This window comes from Actinoplanes sp. NPDC051513 (assembly GCF_044454685.1).
Taxonomy (GTDB): domain Bacteria; phylum Actinomycetota; class Actinomycetes; order Mycobacteriales; family Micromonosporaceae; genus Actinoplanes.
Window position 1 is genome coordinate 1 of record NZ_JBITDW010000051.1, and the last position, 13,633, is coordinate 13,633.

Annotated in this window: 14 protein-coding genes and 2 pseudogenes; 9 read left to right on the forward strand and 7 right to left on the reverse strand. The window is 66.7% G+C overall.

The annotated features are described in order from the left end of the window. On the reverse strand, nucleotides 1-1,184 hold a 1,184-nt coding region (locus tag ACIA5D_RS51020; RefSeq protein WP_396037992.1), incomplete at its 3' end, for an IS1380 family transposase. Nucleotides 1,185-1,805: 621 nt separating this feature from the next. On the opposite strand from ACIA5D_RS51020, the gene ACIA5D_RS51025 reads away from it, so the two are divergent. Continuing rightward, nucleotides 1,806-2,585: a hypothetical protein gene (locus ACIA5D_RS51025; RefSeq protein ID WP_396037993.1), complete on the forward strand. Its 780-nt coding sequence runs from the start codon at nucleotides 1,806-1,808 to the stop codon at nucleotides 2,583-2,585. A 172-nt stretch (nucleotides 2,586-2,757) separates the two neighbouring features. Here the strand turns inward: ACIA5D_RS51025 and ACIA5D_RS51030 are convergent, their stop codons facing one another. Both ACIA5D_RS51030 and ACIA5D_RS51035 read right to left on the reverse strand, forming a co-directional pair. After that, entirely contained in the window at nucleotides 2,758-3,252 is a 495-nt protein-coding gene (locus ACIA5D_RS51030) for an ISAs1 family transposase (RefSeq protein WP_396038005.1), read from the reverse strand. A 25-nt stretch (nucleotides 3,253-3,277) separates the two neighbouring features. Beyond that, nucleotides 3,278-3,922: pseudogene (locus ACIA5D_RS51035) on the reverse strand (ISAs1 family transposase); the annotation flags it as partial. A 156-nt stretch (nucleotides 3,923-4,078) separates the two neighbouring features. Here ACIA5D_RS51035 and ACIA5D_RS51040 point away from each other — a divergent pair. Next, the gene (locus ACIA5D_RS51040; RefSeq protein WP_396037994.1) at nucleotides 4,079-4,258 is read left to right on the forward strand and encodes a hypothetical protein; all 180 of its coding nucleotides are present in this window, start codon (nucleotides 4,079-4,081) and stop codon (nucleotides 4,256-4,258) included. Nucleotides 4,259-4,486: 228 nt separating this feature from the next. On the opposite strand, the gene ACIA5D_RS51045 is transcribed toward ACIA5D_RS51040, so the two are convergent. Continuing rightward, nucleotides 4,487-5,470 carry a hypothetical protein gene (locus ACIA5D_RS51045; protein ID WP_396037995.1) on the reverse strand — a complete coding sequence of 328 codons (984 nt, stop codon included), beginning with the start codon at nucleotides 5,468-5,470 and terminating at the stop codon, nucleotides 4,487-4,489. After that, complete coding sequence (locus tag ACIA5D_RS51050) at nucleotides 5,467-5,817, reverse strand: GntR family transcriptional regulator (protein WP_396037996.1); 351 nt, start codon at nucleotides 5,815-5,817, stop codon at nucleotides 5,467-5,469. The genes ACIA5D_RS51045 and ACIA5D_RS51050 overlap by 4 nt, the downstream gene beginning before the upstream one ends. 99 nt (nucleotides 5,818-5,916) lie before the next feature. Between ACIA5D_RS51050 and ACIA5D_RS51055 the strand changes: the two genes are divergently transcribed. The 5 genes from ACIA5D_RS51055 (at nucleotide 5,917) to ACIA5D_RS51075 (ending at nucleotide 9,129) form a co-directional block, all read left to right on the forward strand. Beyond that, nucleotides 5,917-6,522: a DUF1214 domain-containing protein gene (locus ACIA5D_RS51055; RefSeq protein WP_396037997.1), complete on the forward strand. Its 606-nt coding sequence runs from the start codon at nucleotides 5,917-5,919 to the stop codon at nucleotides 6,520-6,522. Beyond that, nucleotides 6,519-7,184 (forward strand): DUF1254 domain-containing protein, encoded by a 666-nt coding sequence (locus tag ACIA5D_RS51060; RefSeq protein WP_396037998.1) that lies wholly within the window; start codon nucleotides 6,519-6,521, stop codon nucleotides 7,182-7,184. The genes ACIA5D_RS51055 and ACIA5D_RS51060 overlap by 4 nt, the downstream gene beginning before the upstream one ends. 258 nt (nucleotides 7,185-7,442) lie before the next feature. Continuing rightward, nucleotides 7,443-8,111 (forward strand): helix-turn-helix domain-containing protein, encoded by a 669-nt coding sequence (locus tag ACIA5D_RS51065; protein ID WP_396037999.1) that lies wholly within the window; start codon nucleotides 7,443-7,445, stop codon nucleotides 8,109-8,111. Then, nucleotides 8,111-8,512, forward strand: coding sequence for a transposase (locus ACIA5D_RS51070; protein ID WP_396038000.1), 402 nt, complete (start codon nucleotides 8,111-8,113; stop codon nucleotides 8,510-8,512). The genes ACIA5D_RS51065 and ACIA5D_RS51070 overlap by 1 nt, the downstream gene beginning before the upstream one ends. An 89-nt stretch (nucleotides 8,513-8,601) precedes the next feature. Then, nucleotides 8,602-9,129: an integrase core domain-containing protein gene (locus ACIA5D_RS51075; protein WP_396038001.1), complete on the forward strand. Its 528-nt coding sequence runs from the start codon at nucleotides 8,602-8,604 to the stop codon at nucleotides 9,127-9,129. Nucleotides 9,130-9,199: 70 nt separating this feature from the next. Here ACIA5D_RS51075 and ACIA5D_RS51080 read toward each other — a convergent pair whose 3' ends face one another. Then, nucleotides 9,200-10,078 carry an oxidoreductase gene (locus ACIA5D_RS51080; protein ID WP_396038002.1) on the reverse strand — a complete coding sequence of 293 codons (879 nt, stop codon included), beginning with the start codon at nucleotides 10,076-10,078 and terminating at the stop codon, nucleotides 9,200-9,202. A gap of 341 nt (nucleotides 10,079-10,419) precedes the next feature. Between ACIA5D_RS51080 and ACIA5D_RS51085 the strand changes: the two are divergent. Beyond that, nucleotides 10,420-10,554 (forward strand): annotated as a pseudogene (locus ACIA5D_RS51085) (Rid family hydrolase); the annotation flags it as partial. Nucleotides 10,555-10,836: 282 nt separating this feature from the next. On the opposite strand, the gene ACIA5D_RS51090 reads toward ACIA5D_RS51085, so the two are convergent. Beyond that, nucleotides 10,837-12,054 carry an MFS transporter gene (locus ACIA5D_RS51090; protein ID WP_396038003.1) on the reverse strand — a complete coding sequence of 406 codons (1,218 nt, stop codon included), beginning with the start codon at nucleotides 12,052-12,054 and terminating at the stop codon, nucleotides 10,837-10,839. A gap of 153 nt (nucleotides 12,055-12,207) precedes the next feature. Here ACIA5D_RS51090 and ACIA5D_RS51095 point away from each other — a divergent pair, with 153 nt between their 5' ends. Next, the gene (locus ACIA5D_RS51095; RefSeq protein ID WP_396038004.1) at nucleotides 12,208-13,539 is read left to right on the forward strand and encodes an FAD-binding oxidoreductase; all 1,332 of its coding nucleotides are present in this window, start codon (nucleotides 12,208-12,210) and stop codon (nucleotides 13,537-13,539) included. The last annotated feature ends 94 nt before the right edge of the window (nucleotides 13,540-13,633 follow it).

A 13,633-nucleotide genomic window follows, 5' to 3' on the forward strand; every position in this document is an offset into this window, starting at 1 on the left:
TTCCTGGACAACCAGAACACGGCACGCGAGGAGGACAACGACCGCCATGACCACGAACGCCCGGTATGAGTGCACTGTGACACCCTCGTCTCGACGCGAGCGTGGCAGCGGTGCCGGACTTCCAGGAACTGGGTCGACCCGCCGCCGTGCGGCGTGTCGGTGGCGAACACCTGGTGCCGCATTCCGTTGATCGTGTCGAACAGGGAGAGTTGCGCGCCGGGGTGCGGGCGTTCCCGGCGGCGGATCAGCCGGGTGCCGGCGGGGAACGCGGCCGGCACGGCTGGGTCGAGGTTGTCGGTGAGTTCGGTGATCTGGGCGCCGTCGCGGAGGCTGCCGTCGCCGTCCAGGGCGGGAACCCAGCTGGTGGCGGCGGTGATCGCCACCCGCACCGGTGCGGTGATCGCGACGCCGACCGAGAACTCGGTGTCCAGGCCGTGGTCGCGCAGGCTGCGGATGTGGGTGAGGAACGCGTGGCTGCTGCCCGCTGAATCAGACCGGATCAGGATCGGGCTGCCATAGCGCAACGCGTCCGGGATCTGAGCGAGGGCGTGGGTGAGGACGGTGATGTGGTCCGCGGCGGTGTTGCTGCCGGCGTTGCCTGGGCGCAGTATCCCGGCCAGGGCTTCCCCGCTGCCGTCGAGGAAACACAACAACGGGTGAAACCCGAAGCTGTGTTTCCACGTTGGTGTCGCGGATTCCTTCTCCGAATGCGTCAGCACGATCGTCGCGTCGATGTCCAGCACGAACCCCGGCAGCGTCTGGCCGAGAACCGTCGTGGCCGGCACCGAACGCCTCGTCTCGGCCAGTTGCGTCCAGGCCAGCTCCCGCGCAGCCGCCCGGGCCGCCCGCAACCGCGCCAGCGCCGGGGCGTCGATCGCGTCGAGGACCCGCCACGCGGTGGGATCCGACGCGACCGGCCCGAACAGGCCCGGCTGCTGTCGCAGCACTGCCAGATCCGCGATCGCCTCACCACCGTCGGAGAGCAGCACCGCGAGATCAACCGCGACCCGGCCCGGGTCATGCACCGGCCGCCGCTGCCTTCCTACGCCCAGAGCATCCACGAAACCGCTGTTCAAGCCGGTCTTATCGGCAAGATCGGTCAGTAAGCGGGTACCGGCATGGCCGACCACACCATGAGCGCCACCAGCGACGGCAACCTTCGGACGCGTACGCGTACTCTGCACTCTGAAAGTGCCTTCCGTGCGGGATGGTCAGGGCCTTAGACATCCCAGATCTTCCCAGATCAGAAGGCACTTTCGCGTTCCAGGGTCCCGCCACCAGCCGCCCTTACTGAAGGCGCGAGGCTAGGTTGCTGATTGCGTCTCGCGTCCAATCTAAGGCAAAATAATCAGATGCGCTCGTCGAGACGGCTTTTCTTTCGGGCGGCCGTCATTGGCTGCGCTGCGGCGCTTGGCTGGACACTGAAAAGCTGGAGTAACACGAATAGTCGGCGGCACGGCATGAGTGTTCCGCTCTCCGAGCAAATCGGGCCAACCTCTCCTGATTCATTTTCCCCGCCTAGCCCGGGGGATGGGAACCCTGAACGGGACGCTAATCGGGGTCGTTCACGGCGCCGGCGGCTGCGTTCGGCGAGCGTCGCGGTACTTCTAGGTGCTCTCGCGGCGACAACAGGCGTGTGGGGATCGAGCGAACTTAAGTCATATCGGTCAGCTATAGATATTCCGGAAGCGCCATATGTGCTAGCGGGACTGTCCATATTCATCGCTAAACCTAACATTGATATCGACATTGCATACAGCATCTACCTGGATGGCAATTTTAGAATTTCTCTCCGTGGTGCCGGCGTGAAATACGAAGATAATCTGAAGGCGGTTGGCGTATATACTTCTGATGACGGCTATCTGTCTGACGAGAATGGCGAATCTGGCAACGAAGGCGAGATAGAGCGGGTGCTGAGTCCGTCAGGTAAGGTCTTGGCAATTGCTCAAGATCCGACTGGATCACGTTCGGGGAGTCATAGAGACTTATTTGTTCCGCAAGGCCAACCTGGGCCTAATAGTGATTTTAACCCAACGAGCGCGGGAATTGCTGCGTATGCTTCTTGGGCAAAGGTGAAAAATGTCGGAGAGGGTGATGTTCTTCCACGTGGAGCTTATCCGTGGGGAAAGACTCCGACTCTGTCCGGAAAGTTTCCCCAGTTGGTAAGTGCTTCTGCCTCCGCCGAGGCAGGTGCCGTTCCGGCGATCGCACTGCCAGATTCAACTTCAATAGGTTACCGAAATCATCAATCTGCCTCGATTGGCGCTGTCCAAATCCGAGGTAAGCGTTGGTATCCGGCTCGAGTTGTCTCAATTACAGCAGATGTGGAATTAGAGCAAAAGTCGATCGGAGTCGGTAGCCGATGGCAGGTAATTTCTGCGTCGCCTCAGACGGGCCAGAGCCCTGGGTTGAACTGGATTTCATCCGATAGATACTTCGAAGCTGAATGGCTAATTGGTGATAGGTCGGCTCAAAATGCCGCCAACAATTCCCTGTTTTTTGCAGGAATTCTGTTTGGTGCGGCATTTGGGTTTGGCGCAGCAGGGTTCGAACGTCTGATGGCCTCGGTATTCGTCGCAGACTAACTTCCTCCACGCCTTATCTGGGCCGCAAGAGAGTTGGGGACCGCCTGGGGACCACACGGTATGCACGCCGGTAGGCGGAACTGCACAAGTTGCCCTTGCATGATCGCTACGCATCGCGCTTGACGTGCGGAAACGTCTTCCCCAACGGCCCCCCAGGGCCTCGGCAAAGTCGTCAGGTGATGCCGAGCAGGGCGAGTGGGCGGGTGCTGTCGCGGGCGTGATGTCGGTTGGCGGCGGCGATGTTGGTGAAGCCGTTGAGGCGTAGGGCGCCGATGGCGGCGTTGCGCAGGGCGGCCATGACCTGTTGCCCGGTGCCGGTGCGGATCTGTGAACGGTCTTCGTCGTAGGTGACGTCTCGCACCCAGTGGATCTTGTTTTCGATGGCCCAGTGCCCGCGGATCCACGCGGCAAGCTGGTGTGATTTGGCCTGGTGGACCTGCAGGTCGGTGATGGCGTAGACGGTCTCGGTGGTGAAGCGTTTCGGTTCGTCGAGCCGTCGTCGGCGGCGTCGGATCTGGATGGCCTGGGCGGCGTGTGGGAAGTCGATGCCGGTGGAGACGGTCAGGATTTTGAGGGTGCGGATCTCGCGGCGGCCATGCCCGCGGTTGTCGTCGCGGGTGGCGTCCGGAACAGCCTTCCAGGGCAGGCCGGCGAGCTGTTTGTGCAGGTAGGGCTGGTTGCCCTTTCACTGTCAGGATCCAGTGTGCGCCGCGTTCGGCGAGGTAGGTGACGTGGTCGCGCTGGCAGTGCATCGCGTCGGCGGTGATCACGGTGTGGCGGAGGTCGCTGATCTGGTCGAGCAGGGGCGCGAACCGGGTGATTTCGTTGGTCTTGACGTCGGTGCTGGCCAGGACCACGCCGGTGGCCTGGTCACAGGCGGCCATCACGTGATCGGCGGCCGTGTCGGCGGTACGGGAGCCTCGCAGGGTCTTGCCGTCGACCGCGATCGCCCGTCCACCTGTCGGGATGTCCGCCGCCGGCCGGCTGGCGAGCCACGCGCTGATCACTGTGGTCAGCAGGTCCGGGTCCAGGGCCTGCAGCAGGCGGCGGATCATCGCTTCGGACGGGCGTCGACCAGCAGCGATGCCCAGGGCCTGGACCGTCGCGTCGGGCACGTCGGCCACCCATTCCGCGATCGCGGCGTACGAGCGGTAACCGGCCACCACGGCGCACACCGCTGCGGTCACCACCACGCTGAGCTGATGGCGGACACCGCGGCGGGCTCGTGGATCACGCACCGCAGCCAGTGCAGCGGGCAGCCCACCAGCGGTTTCCGGCACGGTCAGAGCCGGTGCATCGGACAGAGACGAAATCAGCGATGATGGCAGTGCGGGCATGACTCACTTCGGACGATCAGCATGGCGTAGGAACCTTGATGATCTTCTGAATCGGTCATGCCCGTCTTGCTGCCGCCAACCGAGGCGCTTCTACCTTGATCCACTCAAGTCGGACACCGTCATGACTTTGCCGGGGCCCTGAACGGCCCCCCTGCGGTGAAGTGGGTCAACGAGTCCGGCGGTGTCTACGCGAACTACTGGAGCCACTTCCTTGCCGATGACCACGTGGAGGACAGCGACCTGGTTGACCTTGATGACGAGGAGCTTGATGTCGAGGAGCCCGACGGTGGAGAGGACGATCCACTCGACCTGCTCGATGAGCTGGGAATCCTATGACCGGCCACGGGACATCCCCACAGACGCCAGCGGCAGGCCTTGCCACTGGCGAAGCTCAGCTTGCCGTTTAACCTTCGGCTCCAACGCAGTGTCGCCGCGGACCAGCCCGCTGCGTCGTCAGCGGCGACTACAGCGAGTGCCGGGTCGCCGGGTCGCCGCGCGGGCAGAGACGGACCAAGCGCGCGTTGTCTGCGGTAGATCCGCGCCAGCCGCCTGGGCGTTGGTGAGTCATGTCCGTTGCATGATGTAGGTCTCGAGGACCGCGGCGGCTGTCCCGGGGTCGTCGACGGTGACGACGATCGAGCGGCCGTCGCTGCGTACGACCTCGAGGCCGGGTCCGCGGTGGGTGACGATGCCCCACCGTCCCTTACGGTTCGGGCCGATCGCCCATCGGATTCCCCAACCGCCGAAGTCGGCCATGGGGTCGATCTGGACGACTCCCGCCTTCGCCAGAGATCCGGCGGGGATCCTGAACCGCGGCCAGCCGAGCGCCGATCGGACGATGAATCCGCGCGGTCCCGCGGTGACGACGAACTGCGCGGTGACCAGGAGCACCACCAGCAGCAGTGCCGGCGAGAGGAAGATCGGCCAGACCTTCCCGCCGATGGTGAGAAGCAGGAGCACGCTGAACACGATGAGCGCCGCAGCGACGCCGGCGATGAGGGAGACGAACCAGGCTGGGAGATCGACCTTCCCGGTCCATCCCGCGACTTCGCCGGGTCGGATCGGCAGCCTGTCGGCGGCCTCGACGCCGGTGTTCGCCGGCGCCTCGCGCGGCAGCAGCCACCAGGTGGAAAACGCGGCGGCGATCGCGAGGACGACGCCGCCGCCGAGCGGCAGGGCCGGTGCGAGCCGTGAGGCGTTGAGCACGACCGAGCCGACGCCCATGCCGAGGGCGTGGAAGACGGTGATCCCCATCGCGATCGCCGGCATCCAGGGGTTCATCCCTACCATCCGCGTCGCGCGGACGATGAAGAGGCCGATGAACGCGATGACCGGGAATCCGATTGCGGCGACGAGGACCGCGTAGGTCCACCATGGTCCGCTCCGGTCGGGACCGGCGCCCCAATGGACGATGAGTTGCGGGCTGCCCGTGGCGCCGACGCCGATGATCATCGCTTCGGAGGCGACGACGATCGCGAGCGGTACCCAGATCGCCGCGACGAGCGCGGCCCGCCGGGCGGTGGCGTGGTCGACGATGCGACCGGTCATGATTCGTATTCCTCTCGGACGAGGGCCAGCAGGGTGCCGATCGGGATTCCCGCGCTCTTCGCCTCCGCGGCGGCCCGCGCGACCGCGTCGCGAACCCGGCCGGCGGTCGGCGCGCCGACGACGACGGCGCCACGACCCGGACGTAGTTCGATCTGGCCCCCGTCGCGGAGGCCCTGATAGGCGCGCAGCACCGTGTGGACGTTCACCCCGAGCGATTCCGCGAGCTGCTTCGCCGCCGGCAGTCGCGCGCCGGTCGCGATCGTCCCGGTCGCGATCTGGGTGGTGATCGACGCTTCGATCTGGGCGAACACGGGAGTCGTCGCCGTCGGGTCGATGAGCACGAACATATAGTTATTCTAGTTCAGATAGAACTACTCTGCTATAAAGATGCGTGGTTGTCGTTGTCGTCCTGCTCAGGATTGGGGTGCTGTGATGGGGTTGTCATCGTGAGCGGCGTTCTCGCCTGGTTCGCGGGTTCCGGCGTCGTGCAGGGTCTGATCATCGGTGCCACGTTGGCGTTTCTGACGACGGCCCTAATTTTGGATGCCGTGGCGAAGGCCGAGACGAGGACCGTCCACGGCTGGAGTGCGATCCGTAAGGTCGGTCAGCCCGGAAACGGAGTGCTGGTGCGTGCCGCACTGCAGAAAGCCCTGCCGGTTGTCAACGTGTTCGAAGAGGCTGCCTACTGGACGGCGAGCAGGGATGGTGCGCGAAAGCGTCTCAGTGGCGAGCGCGCCTATCGTCTGCACTTCCCGGCCGGTCAGCTTCCACCTGGCGACGCGTTCTGGTCGCTCACCGCGACGGACGCCGTCGGCTACATGGTCAGCAGCCCGACAGGCCGGTCGAGCGTGGACGACCACTCCGGTCTCGTGAAGAACACCGACGGCTCGGTCGACATTCTGCTGCAGTCGCATGAGCCGTCCGGTGCGGCCCAGAACTGGCTGGCGACGCCGCCGGGCCGTTTCAAGCTCATGCTCCGCGCCTACCTGCCCGGAGCCGCCATCCTGGATGGCACCTACGAGGTTCCGCCGCTGGTCGAGGTGCGGTCATGAATCGCCTGATCCTCAAACATGGCATCCCCGTCACGTTCGTCATCCTCGCGATTTTCGCGTGGGTCATCTACGCAAGGATCGCCGGCGGGGGCGTGGACGCGATCATCCTGCTCGCCGCGACGGCTCTGTCCGTCTGGGTACTCGCAGTGTTCGTCTTCATCTACTTCTGGCCGTGGATCACGGTCAACGGCTTCCGCCGAATCTTCGTCAAACATGGGCTGGGCGGCGGCCCGATCCCAGTGAACGCGCTTTACGCCGTACCGGACAGCCCGTCGCACTCGGCATCCACCAGCAGCGTCATGGCGACCGGCACCGATGACGTCCTCTACCTCGGCGGCTGGCTTGACCTGAAAGCCGGACCACGGGTGCTGCACGTGCCCGAAATGAACGACCGCTACTACAGCGTACAGTTCACCGACCCGAGCAGCGGCGCCAACTTCGCCTACGTCGGCAAACGGACCACCGGAACCGCCACCCACGACTTCCTCCTCTGCGAAGCCGAGTGGAGCGGCGCTACGCCACACGGCATGACCCGGATCAACGTGCCGCATCACGCTGCCCTGCTCATCGGCCGGGTGTTCGCCGACAACGAAAACGACCGACGCACGGCATACACGCTTGCGAAGCAGATCCAGCTCACACCACTGAAACCCCAAGCCTGAGCGGTAGCGCGGGCCGATCAACGCGACGAGCCGCTTCATCGCCCAAAGAACGCGCCGGAAACGATTGTTACCGGCGCGTCCCAGCGACGCGCAACTTGCGCGCGAGACATCCGCTCTTCGGCAGGTCCGCGTATTCGTAGGGTCCGCCTTCGATCTGACGGACGGTGACGCAGCGTGTACCGTTCGAAAACCCGGCCGCGGGGTCTGACGTGCGGTTTTGTCGGGCGCGTTGGCGGATGTCGTGGTCATGCTGACGTGATGATCCTGTCGTTCGGGTATCTGGCCCTGCGTCAACTGCTACACCTGGCGATCCTCGTGGTGCGCGGTGATCGCGCTAACGAGGTGGAGATCCTGGTGCTGCGGCATCAGGTCGCCGTCCTGCGCCGCCAAGTCCATCGCCTCGATCTGGAGCCCGCTGACAGGGCGGCGCTCGCCGCCCTGTCGCGGCTGCTGCCGCGGGCACGCTGGGCGGCGTTCGTCGTCACCCCGGCCACTCTGCTGCGCTGGCACCGGCGCCTGGTCACCCGCAAGTGGACCTACCCCAGCCGGCCAGGCCGGCCAGCACTCCGGGCTGAGATCCGCGCGCTGGTGCTGCGCCTGGCTGCGGAGAACCCGACCTGGGGGTGCCGGCGTATCCAGGGTGAGCTGGTCGGGCTGGGGTATCGGGTCGCGTCCAGCACGATATGGGTGATCCTGACCAAAGCCGACGTTGATCCGGCGCCACGTAGCGTCGGGCCGACCTGGACGCAGTTCCTGACTACCCAGGCCAAAGGGTTGTTGGCCTGCGACTTCCTGCACGTCGACACGGTCGGCCTGACCCGGGTCTACGTGCTGTTTCTGATGGAGGTCGCCACCCGGCGAGTGCATATCCTGGGTGTTACCACGAACCCGACCGGCGGGTGGGTAGCACAGCAAGCCCCAATCTGATGATGGATCTCGGGCACCGCGTGTCGCAGTTCCGGTTCCTGATCCGAGACCGGGACACCAAGTACACGGCCGTGTTCGACGAGGTGTTCACCGCTGAGGGCATCGCTATCATGCGGACGCCGCCGCGGGCACCTCGCGCGAACGCCTACGCCGAGCGCTGGGTGCGAACGGTACGCCGGGAGTGCCTGGACCGGATCTTGACTTACAACCCGCGGCACTTGCTCGCCACGCTCGACGAGTACGTCCGGCATTACAACGAGCACCGACCCCACCAAGGCCGTGAGCAACTCCCACCAGCTTTGGACATGTCTCCAGTGCCGGTCCCGGATCTGGCCGCCGTGCGAGTACGACGTAGACGCGTCCTCAACGGGTTGATCAACGAGTATTCCCAGGCTGCGTAGCCGAAACCGAGTTTTCGAACGGTACACCGACCTGGACGCAGTTCCTGACCAGCCAGGCCAAAGGACTGCTGGCCTGCGACTTCCTGCACGTGGACACGATCCGCTTGACCCGCGTCTACGTGCTGTTCCTGATGGAGGTCGCCACCCGGCAGGTGCATATCCTGGGCGTCACCACCAACCCGACCGGCGAGTGGGTGGCGCAGCAGGCCCGCAACCTGATCCTGGACCTCGGGCAGCGGGCTTCGCGGTTCCGGTTTCTGATCCGGGACCGGGATTCCAGGTACACGGCCGTGTTCGACGAGGTGTTCACCGCTGAGGGCATCGAAATCCTGCGGACGCCGCCGCAAGCGCCCCGCGCGAACGCCTATGCCGAGCGGTGGGTGCGCACGGTCCGCCGGGAATGCCTGGACCGGATCCTGATCTATAGCCCGCGGCACCTGATGGCCACGCTCGACGAGTACGTCCGGCACTACAACGAGCACCGGCCGCATCAAAGCCGTGATCAACGTCCGCCGGCCCGAGACGTGTCCACGCCGGTCACGGATCTGGACGCAGTGCGGGTACGACGTAGACGCGTCCTCAACGGAATGATCAACGAATATTCCCAGGCTGCGTAGCCGAAACCGAGTTTTCGAACGGTACAGGGTCGGCACGCACGCCCGGCGAGCGGCCGATACCGTCACCCGATCACGACGTCGAGCCTCGTTCGCCTTCGCGGGTGGGGAAGTCGGTGGACACGCTCACATCCGACCACGCGCGCAGATCGTCGAGTTGAGCGGTCAGCCTCGCCCCGATGTGCTCGACCGCCAGCGATCCTAGCGGCAGCCGCCGGGGCGGACTCGGCGTCCTCACGGCGGCGACGATGGCGTCGGCCGCCCGGTCGGGGTCGCCTGGCTGATGGCCGTCGAGTTGTTTGATCGCTTCCCGGGCACGGCCCACACTGTCGGTGTAGTCGTCGATGGGCGACGCCCAGCGCGCCGACTCGTCATTGGCGAACCGGGTGCGGTGGGGACCGGGCTCCACAATCGTCACGTTGATCCCGAGGTGCGCGACCTCCTCGGCAAGTGATTCGGAGAAACCCTCGATCGCGAACTTGCTCGCCGCGTAGTACCCGCCGCCTACCAGACCCTCGATGCCGTTCAGCGACGACATCTGTACGAGATGGCCGGAGCGTTGCTCGCGCATGTGTGGCAACGCCGCCCGCGTGACGTTGATGACGCCGAACAAGTTGACCTCGAGTTGGTCGCGAAGCTCACAATCGCTCAGCTCCTCGATCGCACCGACGTGGCCGTATCCGGCGTTGTTCACCACCACGTCCACGCGCCCGAACGTCGAGACCGCCTTAGCCACGGCCGACCGCGCCATGTCCGCGTCGGTCACGTCCAGAGCGAGCGCCAGCCCGCGTTCCGGGTACTCGTCGGCGACATCGTGTGCGTCGTCCTCACTCCGCGCCGACACGACGACTCTGTCCCCGCTCGCGAGCGCAGTCTTCGCGATTGCCCGACCGAAGCCGCTCGACGCTCCAGTCACAAACCATACCTTGCCGGTGTGATTCCCACCGCTCATGGTTCACTCCTTCCTGGTTTGGCTCGACTTCAATCATCCATCTCCTGTCCCGTGCCCGCGCAAACCAGATGGCGCCGCACAATATATGCACGTGATATATGCACATGCAGAGGCGTTGTTAGGCAGTGCCCGGCCTCCTCCATCGCGCGGCTCACGACGAGACGGACGACAACGACGAGCGCCGGCCGAGGAGTGACGGCTGGCCTCCGAGCTGATCCACGAACTCGCTGTCGCGATCCTCAGTTGCTCGACGTTCGAGGAGCAGATCGGCTACGCCCGGGCGGTGGTCGACGGCGACTGGGTGGCACGTGTCCGGGACGACCGGCTTCGACTACGCCACCATGACGATCTCCGACGATGTGGTGGAGCAGGCCGCCCAGTGCCTGCGCAACGTCGAGGCGGCGTTGGCCGAGGCCGGGTGCACGTTCGCGAACGTGGTGCGCGTGCGCTACCTGCTGCCCGACCGCAACGACTTCGAGCCGTGCTGGCCGCTGCTGCGCCGCGCGTTCGGCGCGGTGCGGCCGGCCGCCACCATGCGGGTCTGCGGACTCTCTCGCCGACCCGCGCATGAAATTCGAGACCGAGGTGAACGCCAGACCCGGATTGGTCTCACCCGTGCCGAGCGACAACGTGAAGAAGGAAACATGAGTAACACCGACATCAGGCCGTTCCGTATCGATATCCCGCAGGCCGGCACGCTTCTACTGAGGACGCGGCCAATGCACCTCCGCCCTGCCACACCGGACGATCGAGGCCGCTCAGTTGTCGCCGCGGCGGGTCCAGTGCCAGAACGCGGTGGGGGCCGCCACGGCGGCGATCGCCGACGCCACGATGGTGACGGCGGCGAAGAGTGTCAGCGCGTCGGACAACAGGCCGACCGCGATCGCGGCCGCGCTCACGCCCAGGTACACGCAGGTGAGGAACGCCGCGGTGACCTCACCACGCCGCCGCTCGGGCGCGAGCTGGTTGATCTGGGTCTGCGCTCCCACGTAGGCGAGTCCGAGCCCGGCCCCGGCCAGCACCGCCCCGGTCAGCAGCAGTGTCACCGACCGGGGCGGGTAGGCGCCGACCAGCGCGGCCAGCCCGCAGATCAGCACGACCGAGCCGGCCGCCTGGCCGATCGGCGGGCGAACGCCGGCCCGTTGCGAGGCGGCCTGCGTGAGGCAGGCGGTGGCGAGCATGGCGGCCGGCACCGCGCCGAGCAGCGCCAGGTTGTGGGATTTCAGCAGGGCAGCGGCGTAGCTGGGCACCACGGACAGGAACAACGCGCCGACCGCCCAGCCCGTGCCGGCGGCCAGCGCCGCCCGGGCGAACGCGGCCCGGGACTCGGCCGGCACCGACGGCCGCTGCGGGCGCCACGGGCCGCCCGGCAGGGCCGGCTCGGGTATCCGCCACACCGCCACCGCGACCGCCGTGGTGAGCACCGCGCCGCCGGCGTAGCACAACACCCGGGGCGCGGGTGCCCACTGCGCCAGCATCCCGGCCGCCACCGGCCCGACGGCCGCGCCGCCGGCCTGGCCCAGCGTCGCGACCAGCGCGGCACGCCGGCGGTCACCGCGCGGCTCTTGCTCCACCAGCGCGGCGGTGGCGGTGCCGATGATGATGCCCAGCGCCAGGCCCTGCACCGCCCGCGCCGCGAACAGCCAGGCGGTGTTGCTGGCCAGCAGGAACAGCAGAAGGCCCACGGTGGCCGCGGCCAGCCCGAGTGCGACCACCCGCCGCCGGCCGATCCGGTCGGACAACTGCCCGAACAGCATCAGCGACGGGATCAGCACCAGCGCGTAGACAGCGAAGATGAGAGTCAGCACGGTCCCGGTGAACCCGAACCGCTGCCGGTACTCCGCGTACAGCGGCGTGGGCAGGTTTCCGGAGACTAGCATCGCGAACAACGCCGCGCCAAGCACCCAGAACGCCCATCGTGGACGCCGCAGCATCCGCCGCGTATCGGTTCTCCGCAGGTCGGTGGTCGAGGACACGACATCACCCCCTCAACCGGGGCTGTACCACCCGATCCCGGCGCGAAACGCGGTGTGATGACGCACACCATCGGTCTCCGCCCGCGGGGGTGTTCGGCAACAAACCCGGGGTAGGCAGCCCAGGATAGGCAGAACGGGGAGAGGAGCTGAGCGATGACCGACACCATTCGTCGAGGTGAGGCGGGATACGACGAGGAGCGGACCGGCTTCCAGGCCGCGGTGGAGCACCGCCCGGACCTGATCTACACCGCGGAGAACGCGGCCGACATCGGCGCGGCGGTCGAGTTCGCGGCCGCCCATCGCCTTCCGGTGGCGGTGCAGGCGACCGGGCACGGGCGGTCGGTGCCGGCCTCGGGCGGCGTTCTGATCAGTACCCGCCGGATGACCGGCGTACGGGTCCACAAGGACGCACGCACCGCCTCATTCGGGGCGGGCGCCCGGTGGGACCAGGTGATCGACGAGTGCGCGCCGCACGGATTGGCGCCGCTGAGCGGCAGCGCCCCGCACGTCGGCGCCGTCGGCTACACCCTCGGCGGCGGACTCGGGCTGCTCTCGCGCCAGCACGGCTACGCGGCCGACACCGTCCGCAGCATCGAGGTCGTCACCCCGGACGGCGTCCTCCGCACCGTCACCGCCGACACCGAACCGGACCTGTTCTGGACACTGCGTGGCGGGCGGGACAACTTCGGCGTGGTCACCGGACTGGAGGTCGAGCTGTTTCCGGTCGCGCGGCTGTACGGCGGCGGGTTGTCCTACTCCGGCGATCGGGCGCAGTTCATCGTGGACACCTACCTGTCCTGGACCGAGGCCCTACCCGAGCCGATGGCGTCCTCGCTGGCACTGGCGCGATTCCCCGACCTGCCGGTGATCCCGGAGCCGATCCGCGGCCGATACGTCGCACAGGTCCGGATCGCCTACGCGGGCGAGCCCGGCGAGGGTGCGGAGCTGCTGGCTCCGCTGCGAGCGGCTGCCCCACGCCTGCTCGAGACAGTCCGGGACATGCCGTACGCGCAGTCGGGCTCGATCCACAACGACCCGGTCGAGCCGGTAGCCACCTGCAACACCAACGTCCTGCTGCGCACCTTGGACAGTGCCGCGCTGCTGGAGCACGCCGGGCCTGATGCCCCGGTGCCGATCATCGCTGAGATCCGCCATCTCGGTGGTGCACTCGCCCGACCACCGGCCGTTCCCAGCGCGGTCGGCCACCGCGACGCGTCGTACCTGCTGTCCCTCGTCACACCGCTGGACGGGTCCACCGGCTTCGAGACGGTCGACGCCGCGCACCACCGCGTCCACGATGGACAGCGGCGCGGGGTCACCGGACGGGCCCTGAACTTCCTCTCCGGTCCCGCGGCCACCGTCGACCGGGTGCGTGAGGCCTACGAGCCGGAGGACCACCGGCGACTCCAGCGCCTGAAGGCCCAGTACGACCCGGACAACCTGTTCCGCCTCAACCACAACATCCCGCCCGCCGCCAGCGTCTAAGCTTCGCGTTTAACGTCTGGGCTGTGTTCAGTCGCTCTGTGGAGGGACTGGCATGGAACGGCCACCTGATCACTGTGAGGAGAGGCGAATCTTC

What these genes read in the sequence shown, in the direction of transcription:
- ACIA5D_RS51065 (WP_396037999.1), top strand. Translation starts at nt 7,443, where the DNA reads ATGATCCTGTCGTTCGGGTATCTGGCCCTGCGTCAACTGCTACACCTG.
- ACIA5D_RS51080 (WP_396038002.1), bottom strand. Translation starts at nt 10,078, where the DNA reads ATGAGCGGTGGGAATCACACCGGCAAGGTATGGTTTGTGACTGGAGCG.
- ACIA5D_RS51070 (WP_396038000.1), top strand. Translation starts at nt 8,111, where the DNA reads ATGATGGATCTCGGGCACCGCGTGTCGCAGTTCCGGTTCCTGATCCGA.
- ACIA5D_RS51095 (WP_396038004.1), top strand. Translation starts at nt 12,208, where the DNA reads ATGACCGACACCATTCGTCGAGGTGAGGCGGGATACGACGAGGAGCGG.
- ACIA5D_RS51045 (WP_396037995.1), bottom strand. Translation starts at nt 5,470, where the DNA reads ATGACCGGTCGCATCGTCGACCACGCCACCGCCCGGCGGGCCGCGCTC.
- ACIA5D_RS51060 (WP_396037998.1), top strand. Translation starts at nt 6,519, where the DNA reads ATGAATCGCCTGATCCTCAAACATGGCATCCCCGTCACGTTCGTCATC.
- ACIA5D_RS51050 (WP_396037996.1), bottom strand. Translation starts at nt 5,817, where the DNA reads ATGTTCGTGCTCATCGACCCGACGGCGACGACTCCCGTGTTCGCCCAG.